Origin of the sequence: Arcanobacterium canis, from assembly GCF_029625435.1 — a bacterium.
GTDB lineage: Bacteria > Actinomycetota > Actinomycetes > Actinomycetales > Actinomycetaceae > Arcanobacterium > Arcanobacterium canis.
Genome location: NZ_CP121208.1, coordinates 1,631,249 through 1,650,092 on the forward strand (window position 1 = coordinate 1,631,249; position 18,844 = coordinate 1,650,092).

The 18,844-nt window shown below is 55.7% G+C and carries 14 protein-coding genes; 6 read left to right on the forward strand and 8 right to left on the reverse strand.

Translation table 11 applies throughout. From position 1 onward, the window contains the following. Positions 1-41: 41 nt before the first annotated feature. From P7079_RS07370 to P7079_RS07390, 5 genes are all read left to right on the forward strand, one after another. Positions 42-680: a TetR/AcrR family transcriptional regulator gene (locus tag P7079_RS07370; RefSeq protein WP_278012628.1), complete on the forward strand. Its 639-nt coding sequence runs from the start codon at positions 42-44 to the stop codon at positions 678-680. Between the two features lie 109 nt (positions 681-789). After that, positions 790-2,370, forward strand: coding sequence for an MFS transporter (locus P7079_RS07375; RefSeq protein WP_278012629.1), 1,581 nt, complete (start codon positions 790-792; stop codon positions 2,368-2,370). Between the two features lie 315 nt (positions 2,371-2,685). Continuing rightward, entirely contained in the window at positions 2,686-5,454 is a 2,769-nt protein-coding gene (locus tag P7079_RS07380) for a CAP domain-containing protein (protein ID WP_278012630.1), read from the forward strand. 209 nt (positions 5,455-5,663) lie between these two features. Further along, entirely contained in the window at positions 5,664-7,517 is a 1,854-nt protein-coding gene (locus P7079_RS07385; protein ID WP_278012631.1) for a BCCT family transporter, read from the forward strand. 114 nt (positions 7,518-7,631) lie between these two features. Next, positions 7,632-7,805, forward strand: coding sequence for an Rv0909 family putative TA system antitoxin (locus P7079_RS07390; protein WP_278012632.1), 174 nt, complete (start codon positions 7,632-7,634; stop codon positions 7,803-7,805). Between the two features lie 139 nt (positions 7,806-7,944). On the opposite strand, the gene gluQRS is transcribed toward P7079_RS07390, so the two are convergent. The 3 genes from gluQRS to P7079_RS07405 all read right to left on the reverse strand — a co-directional run bounded on the left by gluQRS (position 7,945) and on the right by P7079_RS07405 (position 12,710). Then, positions 7,945-8,877: a tRNA glutamyl-Q(34) synthetase GluQRS gene (gluQRS, locus tag P7079_RS07395; RefSeq protein ID WP_278012633.1), complete on the reverse strand. Its 933-nt coding sequence runs from the start codon at positions 8,875-8,877 to the stop codon at positions 7,945-7,947. Then, positions 8,874-9,314 (reverse strand): hypothetical protein, encoded by a 441-nt coding sequence (locus tag P7079_RS07400; protein ID WP_278012634.1) that lies wholly within the window; start codon positions 9,312-9,314, stop codon positions 8,874-8,876. The genes gluQRS and P7079_RS07400 overlap by 4 nt, the downstream gene beginning before the upstream one ends. 102 nt (positions 9,315-9,416) lie before the next feature. Beyond that, on the reverse strand, positions 9,417-12,710 hold the full coding sequence (locus P7079_RS07405; protein WP_278012635.1) for an ExeM/NucH family extracellular endonuclease: 3,294 nt from the start codon (positions 12,708-12,710) through the stop codon (positions 9,417-9,419). 324 nt (positions 12,711-13,034) lie between these two features. Here P7079_RS07405 and P7079_RS07410 point away from each other — a divergent pair, with 324 nt between their 5' ends. Next, positions 13,035-13,673 carry an NADPH-dependent F420 reductase gene (locus P7079_RS07410; protein WP_278012636.1) on the forward strand — a complete coding sequence of 213 codons (639 nt, stop codon included), beginning with the start codon at positions 13,035-13,037 and terminating at the stop codon, positions 13,671-13,673. 35 nt (positions 13,674-13,708) lie between these two features. On the opposite strand, the gene P7079_RS07415 is transcribed toward P7079_RS07410, so the two are convergent. The 5 genes from P7079_RS07415 to dnaK form a co-directional block, all read right to left on the reverse strand. After that, positions 13,709-14,278 carry an NUDIX hydrolase gene (locus P7079_RS07415; RefSeq protein WP_278012637.1) on the reverse strand — a complete coding sequence of 190 codons (570 nt, stop codon included), beginning with the start codon at positions 14,276-14,278 and terminating at the stop codon, positions 13,709-13,711. Continuing rightward, positions 14,271-15,104, reverse strand: coding sequence for a heat shock protein transcriptional repressor HspR (locus P7079_RS08460; protein ID WP_340689359.1), 834 nt, complete (start codon positions 15,102-15,104; stop codon positions 14,271-14,273). Before P7079_RS08460 ends, P7079_RS07415 begins: the two co-directional genes overlap by 8 nt. Before the next feature lie 6 nt (positions 15,105-15,110). Beyond that, positions 15,111-16,100 carry a DnaJ C-terminal domain-containing protein gene (locus P7079_RS07425; RefSeq protein WP_278012638.1) on the reverse strand — a complete coding sequence of 330 codons (990 nt, stop codon included), beginning with the start codon at positions 16,098-16,100 and terminating at the stop codon, positions 15,111-15,113. 35 nt (positions 16,101-16,135) lie between these two features. Then, on the reverse strand, positions 16,136-16,768 hold the full coding sequence (locus P7079_RS07430) for a nucleotide exchange factor GrpE (RefSeq protein WP_278012639.1): 633 nt from the start codon (positions 16,766-16,768) through the stop codon (positions 16,136-16,138). Between the two features lie 78 nt (positions 16,769-16,846). Then, complete coding sequence (dnaK, locus tag P7079_RS07435; protein ID WP_278012640.1) at positions 16,847-18,709, reverse strand: molecular chaperone DnaK; 1,863 nt, start codon at positions 18,707-18,709, stop codon at positions 16,847-16,849. Positions 18,710-18,844 lie beyond the last annotated feature (135 nt).

The window sequence follows — 18,844 nt, forward strand, 5'->3', positions numbered from 1 at the left end:
ACTATTGCACTCGGGTGCATTTTTGCACTAGAGTGCAATACATGACGAACACGATGCGGCCAACAATTCCCGATATGGTCAAAAGCAATCAGCCAGCAAACCACCCGCGGCATGAAGAAAAGTATTTAGCCCGGCGTCGGGAGATTTCGCGCGCAGCAATCACGCTGGCGGAACAGGCCCAGTCAATTGACAACGTCTCCATTGACGACATCGCCAAAGAAGCCGGCATCTCAAGGCGAACGTTCTTCAACTATCTCCCCTCAAAAATGGCCGCACTCTTGATGCCGTACTTCGTTACACGTTCGACTTACATGGGGATCGCTTTGAGCCAGCCGAAAAATGTCAGCGCACTTGATGCCGTTCGCGCTGGGATTGAAGGAGCAATCGAGCAGGCAGAAGATTTTGATCTCGCAGCTCGATCCGAGCGGATCTTAGATCGATACGTTCATGCGGCAGGCTCTGGCGGAGAAATTCCCAACGCCGAAGCAACCCGATCACACATTGAGGCACTTGAACACAATCTTGCTGGTCGCCAGGGCGGGGAAAGCCCCATCGAGCGATCACTCATTATGTCACTCGCAGATCAGATCCTGCGGCTTGCGTTGCGCTCGCACCTTTCATCCGACACAACAACCCCTGCCGACGTCGTTAACAAAGGGTTCACTTTTCTTTCACGGTAATGAGGCAAGAGCAACGCCTTACTGACACTCGCTTTCCTGCGAGTCCGCCTGCACACAACTGGCATAAAACTTCCGCCGCCTGACGGCGATTTCAGAAATGGATACACATATGACGGTCAAAAATCCGTGGCAAGCTCTTGCCACCGTAGTTCTCGGAGTCAGCTTGATCGTGCTTGACGGCACGGTCACCTCCGTCTCACTTCCCACAATCATTTCCGATCTAGGTCTCACACTCACACAGGCACAGTGGGTGTCGTCACTGTACACAGTGGTGTTTGCTGCCCTCCTCCTTCCACTGGGCACCCTTGGTGACCGAATCGGACGGAAGAAAATTTTTATCACAGGCCTGGTGGTCTTCGCAGCGGCGTCAGCACTTGCCGCAGCCGCGCGCACACCTGGACTGCTGATCACTGCGCGCGGACTGCAAGGCATCGGAGGAGCGCTTGTTCTTCCCTCCACCTTGTCCACAATTAACGCAATTTTCCGTGGGAAAGAACGCGCCACTGCATTCGGACTCTGGGGAGCTGCGATGGCCGGCATGGCCGCTGTTGGCCCATTGCTCGGTGGATGGTTGACCACGGACTTCACCTGGCCATGGATCTTCCTCATCAATGTTCCCATCGTCGTCATCCTCGTCCCGTGGGCGATGTGGGTACTTCCTGAAAATATGGGAGCACGCGAACCGATCCACATCGGTGGTGCCCTCCTTTCTACTGTTGCATTCGCCCTCATCGTCTTCGGACTGATTGAGGCCACCACCTACGGCTGGTTCACCCCGAAGTCCGCCCCCACCTTCGGCCCATTTGCGTGGACTCATGCGATTTCGTTCTCGACAACTGCGCTAGTGCTTGGCGTAGTACTCCTCGCCGTGTTCGTGATGAACCAGGTAGCGCGCAAGCGCGCAGATCTGCACATCCTGCTCGATTTTTCGCTCTTCCGCATCCCCACATTCCAGCGCGGCAATATCGCCGCGCTCACCGTCGCCACAGGCGAATTCGGCGTGCTGTTCGCGCTGCCGCTGTTCCTCGTCAACGTACTGGGTGTGTCAACGATGCACTCTGGGTGGGTTCTATCAGCTCTGGCCCTGGGTGCCATCATCTCCGGTGGGACTGCCCGCCATATCGCACGAACTCTCGGCTCTGCTGCAACGGTCACCCTTGGCTTAGCAATTGAAGTGATCGGCATTGCCGTAACGGCATTCGTCATCACACCGACGATCTCTGCGGTTCTCCTGGCAGCTTTGCTGGCTTTCTACGGATTCGGCACCGGACTGGCCTCAGCACAGCTCGCATCCGTGGTACTTGAGGACGTTCCCGTTGAAAGCTCAGGCATGGGATCAGCGACGCAATCTACTTTCCGACAAATTGGTTCTGCAATTGGCGTGGCACTTGCTGGAACAGCGATGGCTGCGAGCCTCGATTCACATCTACCAGGAAAGCTTGAAGGCGCCGGCGTACCGTCGCAGGCCGTAGCCGGAATGACGAAGGCAACCATCGATTCAGCAGGCGGCGCGATTGAGAATCTTGCCGAGGGCAACAGCCAAGTACTGGCCGCACTCCACTCAGCGTTTTCCAACGCTACCGTGGCCGTGATGCTCACCTGCGGCGCGTTCTTGTTGATTGGTTTCGTTGCTTCACTCTTCCTTCTCAAGGCCGACCGCGCACACCAGAAAAAGACACGTGCAGACTGAAAGCTGCCATGACCGAGAAAGAAAGCGACTCACACAGCAGTATCGGCGATGTTTCTTTGCAGCCAACGCACGCCGAATCGGCCGTCGTCAATGCTCCCGCCAACGATACAGACACTGACAAAACGCGCCTTATACCGCACGAAAAATAACACGCTAAAGCGACACGCCGAAAACAGTGCGAGATCTCTTCCTCTAAACCCGCTCTAGCCGTTGACACCCACCTCACCAGCCGGGACAATTGAGACATATGTGACAGCAGTGCAACGAAAAGCACGAAACGCTATTTTTACCAGATCGCACTCAAAGGAAACGTAAATGGCACGGAACAAAACTCTGACCACTGCAGCCGCTCTCGGCGCCGGCGTCGTGATGCTCGCACCGCTCACCGCCCAAGCAGCCCCGAATGCAAACAACGCGGGCAAAGAGCGCGTGGTCAGCCCTGCCCTCTCACAAACCCCAGATAAGCTGACCATTAAGACCGCGAAGAACGTCACGACTTCCGCTCCCTCCGCGGCCGCACAGACCACTGCCGACGACGCCACCTCCAAGAGTGAGCCCACGCGGGCTGAGCTTGAGAAGGCGCTTGAGGAAGCGCAAGTAGCTCAAGCTGCTGCACAGGCCAGATATGACAGCGCCGTCAAGAACTCGGCAAAGACGGCGAAAGAAGCTGAGCAGGCTGATTCAGCGCTGAAAATCGCTGCGGAAAATCAAAAGAAACTCGCTGCCGCTGTCCCCACAACTGAACAACTTAATTCCGCTAAAAAATCTGCTCAGGACGCCGCCCACGCTCTGGAAACGAAGAAGACCGAGCTTGGCCAGGCAGCGAAAGACGCCGCGAAGGCGGATGAGCTCGCCAAGATCGCACACAAAGAACAGAACACGCTTGCCACGCTCACGAACGAGCAAAAGTCCGCGCAACAGGCACAGGCTGCAGCACGTGCCGAAGCAGAAAAGGCAAAGGCGAAAGCTGACACCACTGCAGCCACCACAGATAAACTCGCTCGCGCAGCCGAAGCTGCCAAGGCACAGATGAATGATGCAGTGGCGAAGGCCGGGCCGAATGGCGGCCGCGCTGCCGCGAACGCCGTGTCGGTTGAAGAGGCAAAAGCACAGGTAGCAAAGGCACAGGCAGCGCTTGAGCTGTCGAAGTCGGCTGCACAAAATCAACTCGCGCAAGGATCGCTCGGCTTCTTCAAAGAGCGCGCGAAGGCGGGAATTAACTCTGCAGCACAAGCAGTCAAAGTTCTCACTGTTGATACCACAGCGAAGAATGACGGCACGCGAATGCTGCAATTCACGGATATCGGCGCGAAAGGCGATGCCACGTCATTAGAAAATATGCGCTACTCTTTCGAACTCATTGAACGTTCGAATAACAAGCGCGTCAGTGGTGGTGGACGAGCTGGTGAAAACCTTAAGCCCCTCCTCGTCGATGACTACCTCACTGCAGTTTCCCAGCTCAACGCTAATTGGAGCGCCAACCACAAATGGGATCACGCGTTCCCCTCAGCATGGAAGGGCACAGAAAATCTCTCACGCCGTCAGCCGAATCCTGCTGGCGCGGTTGGGTACTGGTACGACCATGAGAAGGAAATCTACGACGGCCTCGCCGCGAAAAACCCGCGTTTGAACCAGCTGAGCTTCCTGGATATCTACCGAAGCTTCCCGCGCGATTTCCCTCATATCGGCCACTACCTCAATATTGTGGATCCTGCGCATAACGCTACTGGTGCCGCATACTCGCAAGGCCCGAGCTACCACATCATGGGCCAGAACAACGGCAAATCAAGTTCAGCCGTCCCGCTTTCGCAGTACAAGAAGGAATTCGAGACCTACTACTCGCGTGTCACCAATGCAGCGAAGAACGGCTCCCTCGAAGCGCGCGCTGCACTCGATACTGCTCAGAAGGCACTTGCTAACGCACAAAGCGGACAAACACCTGAAAGCAAGAATCTTGAGCGTGTACGTGCCGCTTTCGCTCAAGCTGTGAAGGAACGCGACGCCGCCGCACAGATCTCAAAGAAGGCTGCCGCCGAGGCAGCAACAGCACAGAAGAAGGCAGAAGCTGCTGCCACGCGTGCCGAGCACGCAGCCGCAGCAGTTGTTGCCCAGGAAAAAGTTGCGCGTGCGGCGACCGAGGCTGCTGCTACCGCCGCACAGTCGTCGGCTCATATTACCGCACAACTCGCGCCTCTCGATGCTGAAGCCAAGCGCACTGCCGCCGAGTTTGCAAAGCTCAACGACGCAGTTGTTGCTTCGAAAGCTGCCGACTCCGAACTTGAGCGCCGCACACAGTCGGCCCAAAATGCGGCAACAAAAGCCCAGGCTGCGAAGGCAGCTCTTGAGGAAGCACAGTCCACTCTCACCAAGGCAAACGCCATGCTCAAGGCTGCGCAAACAGCCGTGGATAATGCGCCCGAACCCGAGGCTCACCCCGAGGTTGCCCCTTACGCAGACTCCACGCAGGTCGTGGCAGCAGTCGCGAAGGGCGAAGCCAAGATGGTCGGTGAAGGTAAGGTGACTCAAGGCAAGCCTGCCGTATTCACCTTCACGAACCTCGCACCGAATACGAAAGCAGACGTCTACTTCTATTCCACACCGATCCTTGTTGCTAGTGGCGTGGCCAATGCCGACGGGGTGCTGCGTATCGGAATGGACACCTCGGTTTCTACACCGGCAGGTATCCACTACCTCGTGGCTCGTTCGCAGGCTGAGGGAGCACCGACATCGGTCTACAAGCTCACTGTTGTGGACGTCTCGGCAGCAAAGGCTGTAGACAAAGCCGCCAAGGAACGTACCCAGCATCCACACGGCGGCACCCAACCGATTAACCCGCGCACGCAGAAAAACCAGAAGCACTCTGACCCCGCTGGTGGCCGAGAGAGCGAAAAACGCGTGGCAAAGGAAACAGAACCTACCCCAACTGTCCCAACCCCAATGCAAGTAGCTCAGCGCGCCTCGTCAGAAGATTTGGCTTACACGGGAGCATCGAATCTCCAGGCAATGTCGTTAGGCATTGTTGCCGCAAGCACTGGACTGGGAATCATCGCGTCGCGTAAGCGCACAATCCGCAAGGAAAAGTAAGCCGGGTAAGCGTCCCTCATTTGGTCTCAGGGTGGCAGAGACAGCGTTTCTGCCACCCTTTTCAATACATTTCCATACACCGACTAGCGAATATATACAGTCATTGCACACAAATTATTCATCGCGCCGGCAGGTAATCATATGTTGAAATGCCCACGATTTAGCTGAAACACTTGGTTTTCATAGCAATCTCACATAAGAATGGATAAGTGATTGAAAAGAATAATAATGAGAAGATAACAATGGCTCCGCCCGGATCTGATGCAGATTCGGCACACACAACTAGCGAGGGTATCCACATCAACCCCGATACCGGAAAACCCACCAGCGCAACATCTGTCCTGGCAGCGATGATTTCCGCCGACGAGAACCTTCACGTTTCCGAATATCGTGAGAAGCCCATCGAGCTGGCTTCCGAAAATGATGATGCACCGATTTCTTGGGGCGTGGTGCTGCCCGCAATGCTCCTCGTGATCGCTCTTGTCGCCGTCGGTCTTGTCACGCCGGATGCCTTCGCTTCCGCCTCTGCCGCTGCTTTCAACTGGGTCATCACCAATCTCGGTTGGGCATTCGTCCTCTTCTCCACATTATTCGTGATCTTCGTGGTTGCCCTCGCTGCGTCGAAATTCGGCGCAATTCGACTTGGTGCAACCGATGAACAACCTGAGTTTTCTAACTCTTCATGGGTCGCCATGATGTTTGCAGCAGGTATGGGCATCGGTCTGATGTTCTTCGGAGCTGCCGAACCACTCGGCTTCTATAAGGACGGCGTCCCCGGCCACAATCCACAAGAAGTGGGCACCGCTATGGCTACGGCAATGTTCCACTGGACTCTCCATCCGTGGGCCATGTACACCATCGTCGGCCTCTCGATTGCCTACTCCACATATCGCATTGGACGTAAACAGCTGATCTCCGCAGCCTTCACACCGTTGATCGGGGAAAAGGGCGCAAACGGCTGGAGCGGAAAACTCATCGATTCACTCTCCATCTTCGCCACCGTATTCGGCACCGCATGTTCCCTCGGCCTTGGCGCACTTCAGATCCGCACCGGGCTTAAAGCTGCTGGTGTCATCTCTAACCCCGGTACCGGGATGATCGTGGGAATCGTCGTCGTCCTCACCGTATGCTTCTTGCTCTCCGCAATGAGCGGCGTCGGACGTGGAATCCGTATCCTGTCCAACACCAACATGATTTTGGCTGGGGTGCTGGCCGTCTTCGTCTTCGTCGTCGGCCCGACGATCACCGAGCTGAATCTGTTGCCAGGCTCGCTCGGCGCATACGTCTCAAACTTCTTCGAGATGGCCGGACGCACTGCAGCTTCGGCAAACGGAACCGCCGGTGAATGGCTCTCGTCGTGGACGATTTTCTACTGGGCATGGTGGATTTCATGGTCGCCCTTCGTTGGCATGTTTATTGCGCGCATCTCGCGCGGACGCACCATCCGCCAGTTCTGCGTGGGCGTGATGCTCGTTCCGTCAGGTCTTTCCACAGCATGGTTCGCCATCTTCGGTGGCACTGCGATCACGATGGAGCAAAATGGTCAATCGATCGCCGACGCCGCCACTACTGAAGGACAGCTCTTCACCCTCCTACACCATCTGCCAGGCGGAACAATCTTCGGGTTCGTTGCATTGTTGCTCTTGGCTACTTTCTTCATCACCTCCGCCGACTCCGCCTCGACAGTGATGGGTTCTCTTTCCCAAGACGGCCGCGCGACGGCGACGCCGTGGATCTCTGGCTTGTGGGGCTTGCTGACGGCACTGATCGGCTTGGTACTGCTCGTCTCTGGCGGCTCCGATGCCCTGAATAACATTCAGTCAGTGACCATTGTGGCGGCGACCCCGTTCCTCTTCATCGTGTTCGCCATGATGTTCTCACTGGTCAAAGACCTGAGTAACGACGTCATCTACCTCGATCAGCGCGAGCAGGAGCGCTTCGCTCGTCGGCTTGCACGCGAACGCCGTCACCTGCGCGAGCGCGCCGAACGTGAGGCGGCCGCGAAGGCACGTTCACGTTTGCTCCACGCGCCTCACCGCTCACGAAAACCAAAAACAAAGTGATCTCAGGGCGTTTTGCTATGCGCTAAAAGCACAAGCTGATCTGACGTAGCAACATTTAGAATGACAGCAGGCCGCAGGTTTCGCGGCACATAACCGAGAGGAAGGAGGCCAACGTTGGGTATTTTCGATAAGGCCAAGGAAGCACTGAACAGCGACAAGGCGGAGGAGCTGAGCGATCAGGCCCTCGATGCCGCCGAAGGCTTCGCTACCGACAAGCTTGGCGCGGACAAGGCCGACACGGTCAAAAACGTTCGCGATCAGATCGATTCGAAGATCGGAAACGAGTGATTGGTCTTCATCGCGTGACGCACAGTGCGTGTGTGAGCGGTGAGGCAACACGTGAGCGCTGACGTATTTCAGTGCGACCGAAAGCCAAGGGTTGGGCGGGAAAATTTCCCGCCCAACCCTTTTTCGTGCTCCCGAATTTCTAGATTCTCACAGTTTTATCCGGCCCATCGCGCAGCGCATCGACATCCACGATCCAGGGCTCACGCGGGAGCGTCTGTGGATCAAACTCGGTAAGGAAGTCCTGCGCACTGCGCACCGGAGCGTATCCAAGGGAGGTTGAAAGCAGCGCAACCACGTCGGCGCTTGTCCACCCAAACGGGGCTAGCTGCGATAACGTCACCGCGCCGTCGCGCTTTGCTAAGCGCTGTCCACGGGTGTTCAACACCAAGGGAACATGAGCATACTGCGGAGTCGAAACTCCAAGTTTGCGTTGCAGATACACCTGACGCGGTGTGGATGGAAGCAGATCATCGCCACGCACGATCTGATCCACACCGGTTCGGGCGTCGTCAACGACGGAGACAAAGTTGTAGGAAAATACTCCGTCCCCACGGCGAATCACAAAGTCATCGACTGCGCCAGTATAAGGCCCGAGTTGGCGGTCTTCGACTCTGAGCTCGATAACGTCGGTGGCAAGTCGCAGTGCAGGGCCACGGTTCATCGCAGCAAGTTTTTCACGCCCCGCTACGCGCTCTTCCTCGTTCACATACCGACAAGTCCCCGGATAGGATCCCGGCGGTTGATGTGGTGCCGAAGCAACTTGAGACAGTTCCTTGCGCGTACAGTAACACTCGTACAGCGCGCCGTCGCGCAGGAGATCGCTCACAACATCGGCGTAGTAATCCAGGTGTTCGTGCTGATAGAGCACGCTGCCGTCCCAGGTCAGTCCAATCGCCTCAAGATCGCACAACTGCGAAGAAACAAACTGCGGCCGTGAGCGCTCGTCGAGATCTTCCATGCGCATCACGAAACCACGCGAATCATGGCGGGCAAATGCCCAGGCAAGGAGCGCTGTACGAAGGTTGCCGATGTGAAAATCGCCTGTCGGCGAGGGTGCGAAACGTCCGCTCATCGAATCATCAGTTTCCCAACGCCGACGTATGGGCTGGTATCGCCAGCTTCGAAGATCGTTTCTGTGGCCTCAAAGCCGAGTTCGATGAGGAATTCTTCCTGAGCGGTCGTGAATGCCCAGGCCTGAGCTGTGAGATCACCGAGAGCGAAGCTGACGATTTTGGCGGCAGCTTGATCAGAATCAGCGTTGATCCAGTCGAGAGCAATGAGCGCTGCATGTCCTGGCCCTAGTGCGCTGACTTTCGCTGCGCCAACAATCGTGCTGTTACTCGTGGCAACCCAGAACGTGCTCGGGCCACCGTGGACGATCGTGTTCTCAATCGCCGCAAGTGCGGGTTGAAGGTTGTCCGGGTTGATTTCGCGGACGTCTTTTTCCATACGATTCGCGATCTGAGCAATATCGAGTGCGTTGGCTTGGCGAATAAATATCTGTTCCACGTCCCTATTATTGCACGCAAAAGTGGGGCTTGTGGTCAGCGTATCGGCTGGCCACAAGCCCCACCCTATGGTGCGAATATTATTCGTCGAGCGCTGGTATCATCAGTCCTCGCGACGGCGCATCACCATTGTGGCGCCTGCAATGAGAACGGTCAGCGCGACTGCCGCAAGCCCTGCAACGCTTGCACCTGTCAGGACGAGACCGCCCTTGTGCTCTGGTTTGGACGTCGCAGTTCCATTGGTCTGAGCAGGATTATCAGTCTTCTTCTGCGTCGGTGGAGTAGACGGCTTGTCAGTCGGATCGGCCGGCTTCTGCGTCGGCAGAGCAGACGGCTTCTGCGTCGGATCCGCAGGCTTCTCCGTCGAAGGAGCAGACGGCTGAGTCGGCTGGGCCGGGGTCAGCTCGGTCCACGGAACAGTCTTCTTCTCAGTCGGAGTGGTCGGCTCCTGCGTCGAAGGAGTAGACGGCTTCTGCGTCGGATCAGCCGGCTTCTCAGTCGGATCAGCCGGCTTGTCCGTCGGAGTGGTCGGCTCCTGCGTCGAAGGAGTAGACGGCTTGTCAGTCGGATCAGCCGGCTTCTCCGTTGGAGAAGACGATGGCGGAGTGGGCTGAGTCGGCTCCGCGCTCGGCGCTGACGGCTCAGCTGGCTGCGATGGTGTATCACCAGGGGTTTCGCCAGGAGCCGGCTTATCCTTCTTATCAATGAGGTTCAGGCCCACCTTGATCGGATCATGATCCGAAGAACGGTATGCACTCAGATCAAAGGTTGTGACCGGATCGTTGATTGTCGTCTTATAGCGTGCGTACTCGAATGCCACTGGCTCAAGCGCATTAACGTTCCACACATCAGCAGTCGTCACATGGCCAAGAAGTGCGTCATTGACGAGTGCATGATCAAGCGAGCCGATGACACCACCGAACTGGTAGGACATGTTCTTCACCTTGGCATGTTCCGCCACAGAGGTGTAACCCGCGTCCTTGATGGTCTGAACTGGCGATTCCTTGGAGTAAGAGTTGAGATCGCCCAAGATGATGACTGGCTCATTGGCGAAGTTCTTCTTCACCCATTCGGTCATTTCCTTGGCCTGCTCAACACGGAGCAGGTTGTTGTTACCTGCGAGGGTCTTGTTGTCGCCCGTAATCAGCGGAACCTTGCTCCCCTTCTTCTTCTCCGAAGCAACCGAACCCTTTGACTTGAAGTGGTTCACAACCGAAACAAATTGTTTGCCAACCTTCTTGCCATCAACAACTGGGCTCCACTTCTGAGCGAGAGGCTGGCGCGCCCAGTTCTCGAACCACTTGTTGTCACGGAAGATGAGGGAATCCCCAACTGGAGCGACCTTGTCCTTCTGGTAAATGTAGGCAAGTCGAATGACGTCTTCATTCTTACCGACAACAGACGGCGATGGGACAAATTCCCACTTCGTCTTTCCAGCCTTCTTGTTCAACGCTTCAGTCAGGTACTTCAAGGCGGTGTCACGGTGCTTACCGAATTGAGCGGAATTCTCGATTTCTTCCAGACCAACCACGGTGGAGTCAAGCTCAGTGATTGCTTCCACTATCTTCGTGTGTTGGCGCTCGAAGGCTTCCTTCGAGTACGCACCACGGACCTTGCAGTAATCCGTAGAGATACCCTTCATGTCGATGCCGGGGAAGAATTTGCACCCATCCTCATTTTCTCCGAGATCGGTGAAGTAATTGAGCACATTGAAAGAAGAAACAGTGACGTCACCGTCGATCTTCGGCGCTTGAGGACGCTCATAGTTTGTTAACTCAATAACGTCCCAAGAACGATCCTTGAACTTATCTCCAGTCTTCTCTTGCACGGGGAAGCGTGGTTGAAGATTCCACTGGAAACGATAGTCAAGAATCATCGGATCCTTAAATGTCACATGTGCCCCTACGCGCACTGGTTTCTTCACATCAAGGTAAGAAGCAGGCCAATCAGGAGCCTCGTAATGCTCGGCAGTCCCCGCCTTCTTATTCGCGTACACCTTCCTCACGGAAGTTTCACGAGAAGCACCGTCATCGAGGGTAATCTTGTCAGCTTTGTTCTTTGCGTCAACTTCTTTGGCCTTCGGGTCATTTTCCGAATAGAGCTCTGTCGGCTGATAGAAGGGTTTGTCTCCTGGAGCAAGGCCGATTTGTCCGTAGCGAGCTGTCGAGTAGTTATCGGTCACCGTGTGGGTTCCCGTGAGCTTAACAAGCATTCCCTCAAGCTTTTCGCGTTCTTCAGCGCCAGATGGAATTTGTTTCAGTTCCACCGGAACAGGTTGCTTCAGATCATCTTTCTTTATGACCTCAACGGTGACATTCTTTCCACCAATTTCCGTCATTTGTGTAGCAGGATCAACGGGCTTCTTTTGTTTAGCTTTCGGGCCAGGGTACTCCATAACAGTACCGGTGACCTTCACCAGCTCGCCGATCTTCATTTTCGAAATCTTCGAATCGTAAACGAATATGCCACTCGAAGCATTTCCGTGCTTCTCGCCGCCACTCCCTTCGGTCTGAATGTAGGCACCATTGAAGCCACCTTCAGGGTAGGCTGCCGTGATGACACCCGTTGTAGTAACAGTTTGGTCTTTGTATTTACTCGTCAGCCCTGTCCCTTGGATCTCCTCGATCGAGATGATATCCCCTGGTTTTGCAGGCTGAACGCCTTCAGTAGTTTCCGAAGTTTCAGTTGTCGGCTGATCCTGCGGATCAGCTTCCGGTTCAGGGGCCGGCGACGAAGGCTTTACCGCCGCGGTGCCAGAACCCTGAGGAGACGCAGTCTTCAGCGTGAAGTCCTTGGAGTTATCGTCTGTATCACGGCCTTCTTCACGCTGATACGAGCGATCATCTCTTGAACTTTTGGCAGTTCCCTTGGCTGGAGAACCTTCATATGCTTTCGCGTTAGAAGATATACCTACGACGTCAAGGAACTTATCCTTAATATCGCCGCCTTTAAGCGCATCATCAGTTACCTTTACTCCCGAGTCAGCAAGGACAGCGATTCCACCTGATTTAGCGAACCCCAGCGCAGTAACTTCCATGTCGGCATTCACGCCCTTTGGTAGCTTCTGACCTCGGTGTCCAGAAGCTGTCTTCTCAACTATAAGGAAGTGCTTTTTAGCTCCAATACTTCCCTTAAGTTGGATCGGCGTCTTTGTCTTCCCAGATGCAGAGGCAGGCACCAGCGTCATGCCATCAAGCTTGACTGGAGAGTTCGTCGGATTATACAGCTCAACGAAATCAGGATAAACACCCGATTTAGTTCCGCCAAACGTGTAAACTTCGTTGATCACCACCTTTGTGGCGTCTTTCGTGGCGCCCGCCATTGGCGCCACAAAAGGCGTCAGCAGCACCGCCACACCACCGCTAAGTGCGGCAGCTCTAATGAATTTCATCTTCATAAATGAGCCTTTCCTTCAGGAAGCCAAACCATACTGAGCAGCGAGCGTCCCCCCCCCCCGACACTAGACTAGCCTTTTCACTGCTTAAATACCCCGCTTTCAGGATTTTTCCAGATTGAATAAACTGCTCGAAACACATCATTTCCTCAACGTTTCAGGCGATTTGCGATTGTTTCACCGCGTATTTAATTGCCACAATGCCAGATACGTTGTCACATATGTAGGCACACACCTTTCGCCCTCTGTTCCCCGCTTCGTCCCCCCCCCACCACAAGCCCGGCCGCCACCATCGTCTACACACATAACAGCAGCTAAAATTGCGGGATGGAGAAAATAACAGGGGCGGCAGTGATCGGCGCAGGCGTGATGGGAAGCGCCCTGGCAGAACACATTACCGAATGTTCCTTCCCCGTCTGGAATGCTGCGAGGCGCCCAGCCAGCAAACTCGCGGCAGAACTCCCCGACGGCGTCGGCGCCATCAACGTCGCAGATATCGATGCGCTCCCTGAATCAACTGCCGTTATCTTGGCTATTCCGCTTTCTTCGGCACTATCCCTGCCACCCCAGATCGCCAGTGGGCGCATCCTCATCGACGTTGCAAATTATTGGCCCCGCCGAGATTCCGCAAGTGCCTTTGCCGCCTCTCCACGCGATTCATCGCTCACCGTGGCTGCCCATTTTTCCACTGCACAGGTAGCAAAAACCCTCAATCACTTAGCATTCGACGCCCTCGCCTTTGACTCACGCCCACCAGGAAGTCCGAATCGTCGCGCTCAAGCGGTCGCAGCCGACAACGACGATGTGCGTGACGCAGTGTCCACATTTATCGACGCGCTCGGTTTCGATCCCGTTGACGCCGGTGCGCTGGTAAACGGCAGACTCTTCGCTCCAGGAACAACCATTTTCAACCGTGGATGGACAGACGCCGCTTCGATGCGCCGCATTCTTTCACGCGCTTTGTGACGAGGCACGCTCAGACCACCGCGCCTCGCCTGGCATCATCGACGAAAATCGCCCGGCACCTCGCGCACATCATGAGTGTTCCACGGCTCGTCATATCCGTATTTGCAGAGCAGATTATCTAGCACACGGGCCGTAAAACCCCAGACCACAAGCCCGTCAACGAGAAACGCTGGGCCAACTTCCACACCGTCGCGTGTTGCTGTGAAGCGATTCTCACTGCGAGCAAGCGTGCTGAGTCGAATGCGGTAGATCCCCTCCACTTCAGAATCGGAGGGGGTGATATCGCCCTCACCATCCCACTGTGCGAGCACGGCAACAATATCAAGCAATCGATTCCCCGCCTGCGCTGGAGCCAGGCGTCCACAAATCTCGACGTCCGTTGGATCGAGAGAAATTTCTTCCCATGCTTCACGAAGCGCAGTTTCTTCGGCGCTCTCCCCCGCGTCGCGCATACCACCAGGAAAGCTCATTTGCCCAGGCTGGCTGCGTAACGTGAACGCGCGACGGGTGAGCACTACACTCGGGTCCGCCGCGCGATCAACCAATACGAGAACCGCCGCCTGGAGTCGATCCTGGGACGTTTCCGCCTTTGTGTTGTCACTCATCCGACTCATCTGACTCGTCTTCGCTGTCGAACTCATCGTCGTCAGCTGAGTCAGCAGAACCGCCAAGTGCCTGGGCAAAATCATCGATATCGGCGTCGGCAGAATCTGCAAACTCGTCTTCGGTGCCATCGGCATCGATAATCACGCGGTGCGCACTCGCATCCATGCGAGCTGGGAACGAAGGCTCACAATTTTCATCGTAGACAACGTAGTCGTCATCGGTACCGAACGACTCAAAATCGTCCACGTCGTCGTCAAACCCGAGAGCTTCCTTAGAAAAACCGGCATCAGCCAGGCCTTTCGCCGACACTTCAGACTTCACTTCGTGATGATGAGCCGTCTCGACTAGTCGCCTCGGACGAAACACCACCATCTCATGGCCAGAATCTTTGCGCAGGGCCTTGCGTAACTGGTCGATTCGCTCAGCAACGGTGACGTCACCGTCAGGACTGGCAGCGAAGACGCGCTGCTCCGTGGCACGGTAACGGGACAGCTCTTCCCCCATGTATTCGCCCAGCGCCTGCATCTTCTCCATGTCACGTTGAAGACGCTTGTTGGCGCGCGTCAGTTTCGCAACCTTCTCCGTCAGTTCCAAGATCCGCGAAATACCAGCCAAGTTGATGCCATCTTCTTGGCTCATCCGCTGGATTTCCACGAGCTTATCGACGTCGGCGAGCGAGTATCGCCGACCGCCGCCTTTCGTGCGCTTGGCAACCACCAGCCCCAGGCGGTCGTACTGACGAACCGTCTGGGCGTGCATCCCTGCCAGCTCAGCGGCAACTGACACTGACAGAATCGGAGAGTTCTTCGAAACCTTCGCCATCATTCCTCCTTAGAGCGTGGCCATGGAACGGAAAGTGGCACGCGGATCAGCTTCAGCGGTGGCGTCGCGGAACTTTTCCACGGCCTCACGCGCTTCATCAGAAATTCGCTTCGGAACCACAACATGGAACTTCACGTACATGTCGCCTGTGGTGCCCTTCGGCCCCGCGATACCCTTGCCGCGGACTCGCTGGTTCTTGCCATCTGACAAACCCACTGGCACCTTGATCGTGACAGGAGTTCCGCCGATTGTTGGCACTTCAACCTTGCCACCGAGAACTGCCTCATCGAACGACACAGGCACATCGACGTAAACGTCGTAGCCCTTCACATCGAAGACGGGGTGTGGTTCAACCGTGACTTCTACGAGAATGTCCCCTGATGCTCCGCCGTTGCGGCCAGGCTGGCCTTTTCCAGCGATACGAATCTTTTGGCCAGACTTCACGCCTGCAGGGATCCGCGCAGTGACCTGACCGAGGCCTGAACCGACTTTCACAGTCGTGCCTGAAACGGCCTGCGAGAGTGGAATCGACACTGACGCGTGTACGTCCTCACCCTTTTCCCGACGTCGGGAGCCGAAGCCGGTGAAACTTGTACCAGTGTTTGCTCCGCCGCCGAACATCGACGAGAACACGTCCTCGAATCCGGCACTACCGCTGGTGGAGAACTTCCCACCGGCAAATGGATTACCTCCGCCGCCGAACATCGACGAGAACACGTCCTCGAATCCGGCACCGCCACCGCCAGCAGAGAAGCGCGCTCCCCCACCCATCGCGCGAATCGCATCGTACTGCTTGCGATCCTCATCGTTGCTGAGCACCTGATAAGCCTCAGAGACTTCTTTGAATTTCTCCTCAGCGGCCCTATCACCAGGGTTTTGATCCGGGTGATACTTGCGCGCAAGCTTGCGGTAGGCCTTCTTAATCTCGTCTTGGGTGGCCGTCTTCGACACGCCCAGTGCGGCGTAAAAGTCTTTACTCATCCAATCTTGGCTTGCCATCACGCCTCACCTCTTTTCTCTTGCGTGCGACAAATTTACTCCGGCGACACAACGCCTACGCGAGCCGCGCGCAGAACCTTATCGCCAATCTTGTAACCCGGCTGAATCAGCTGCGACACCTGCTCACTGTCAACGTCAGGAGACGTCGAGTGCATCAGTGCCTCATGCACTTCCGGGTCAAATGCATCACCTTGCTCACCGAAACGAGCAAGCTGGAAGTTGGTGTGCAAAACATTCTCCAACTTCTCCACGATCAGGGCGCTTGGACCTTCAAGATCACCGTGAGAGCGAGCCAATGCGGCATCATCGAGAACGGAAAGCAAGGTCTCGATGACTTTCGCCTGGCCAGATTCATAGCGGTTAACGCCCTCTGCCTTCGCTCGCTTCACGTAACCGTTGTATTCCTGGCGCAGGTTGTACTCAGAAGCGTTCGCACGTGCAAGCTTGTCTTGCAAATCAGCCACCGTGACTTCAAGTTCGGCTACGCGCATCAACGCAGTATCGAGTTCGCTCATCTGCTCTGGGTGTGTGGGGTCATTGGGCTGTGACGAGCTCGACTCAGCACCTTCCGACGCCGGGGTGTCTGCAGCGTTCGCCCCTGCGGCGGCATCTGTTGTGTTGGCCGACTCCTCGTTAGGCTCGTCTGGCGTGAAATCGTTGGCGCTCATTACATGTCCTTTCTGTGAGTTTTGAGGTGGGGGCAGGAGCTGCGCTCCTGCCCCCGACATCAATTCACGCGAGAGAAATTACTTCTTCTCGTTCTCATCGTCAACGATCTCAGCATCGACCACGTCATCGTCCGATGGGGACGAAGAGGCCGAACCGGCCGCCTCGGCTGCAGCTTGATCAGCTTGGGCGCTGGCGTACAGTGCCTCACCAATCTTCTGAGCGCGTGTGTTCAGATCTTCGAGAGCCGACTTGATTGCTTCAACGTCTTCACCCTTGAGAGCTTCACGAACCTTCTCGTTCGCCTCCTTGACATCGTTGACCACGGAATCATCGAGCTTGTCCTTGTTGTCCGTCAGGAGCTTGTCGATCGAGTAGACCTGCTGCTCCGCCTGGTTACGAACATCGGCTTCCTCACGACGCTTGTCGTCCTCAGCTGCGTGCTCTTCCGCTTCCTTGACCATGCGGTCAATATCTTCCTTGGACAGGGCCGAACCACCGGTGATCGTCACCGACTGTTCCTTGCCCGTGCCACGATCCTTCGCAGAGACATGCACGATGCCGTTGGCGTCGATATCGAAGGTGACCTCAATCTGTGGCATACCACGCGGAGCCGGAGCAATGCCCGAAAGCTCGAAGGTGCCAAGCAGCTTGTTGTCACGCGCGAACTGGCGCTCGCCCTGGTAGACCTGAATCAGCACTGACGGCTGGTTGTCTTCAGCGGTAGAGAACACCTCAGAACGCTTGGTTGGGATCGCAGTGTTACGCTCAATCAGCTTCGTCATCACACCGCCCTTGGTCTCAATACCGAGTGACAGCGGGGTGACGTCAATGAGGAGAACGTCCTTACGATCACCGGTAATCACACCAGCTTGAAGGGCAGCACCAACAGCCACGACTTCATCCGGGTTCACGCCCTTGTTTGGCTCACGACCGCCGGTGAGTTCCTTGACCACTTCGGTCACTGCCGGCATACGGGTAGAACCACCCACAAGCACAACGTGATCAATTTCGGAAAGCTTCACGCCCGCGTCTTCAATGACCTTGTTGAACGGAACCTTGGTGCGATCAAGGAGATCCTTTGTCATCTCTTCGAAACGAGCACGCGTCAGCTTCTCATCCAAGTGGATCGGGCCATTTTCGCTCATCGAAAGGTACTGCAACGTAATGTTGGTGGAGGTTGCCGAGCTGAGTTCCTTCTTCGCCTGCTCAGCAGCTTCCTTCAGGCGCTGCAATGCAATCTTGTCCTTGGAAAGATCCACGCCGTAATTGTTCTTCGCCTGCCCGACGAGCCATTCAACGATGCGCTGATCCCAATCGTCACCACCGAGCTTGTTATCGCCCGAGGTAGCGCGAACCTGAATGGTCGAGAAATCATCGTCATCCTTGCCCACTTCCAGGAGGGACACATCGAACGTGCCGCCGCCAAGATCGAAGACCAAGATGAGCTCATCTTCCTTGCCCTTTTCAAGGCCGTAAGCCAACGCGGCCGCAGTCGGCTCGTTAACAATACGCTGAACATTCAGGCCCGCGATCTGACCTGCGTCCTTTGTTGCCTGACGCTGAGCGTCGTTAAAGTATGCCGGAACCGTAATCACAGCGTCGGTCACTGGCTCACCAAGGTAAGCTTCGGCGTCCTTCTTCAGCTTCTGCAAAATGAATGCGGAAATCTGCTGGGCATTGTAGGACTTGTCGTCAATCTCAACCTTCCACGACGAGTCACCCATGTGACGCTTCACCGACGAAATCGTGCGGTCAACGTTTGTCACTGCCTGGCGCTTTGCAATTTCACCAACGAGAACTTCACCGGTCTTCGAAAAGCCAACCACCGACGGGGTGGTGCGTGCGCCTTCTGCATTTGCAATGACTGTGGGCTCGCCACCTTCAAGTACTGAAACCACAGAGTTGGTCGTGCCAAGATCGATGCCAACTGCTCGTGCCATCTGAAAACTCCTTCTTATCTGCGGCATTTCTATACCGCCCAAATCTTCAACTCCTTCATATTGCCACATCAGATTAGTTATGTCTAGACCATAGTGTTTTTCTTGAGCAAATAACGCTCAACTCTTTATTCTCGT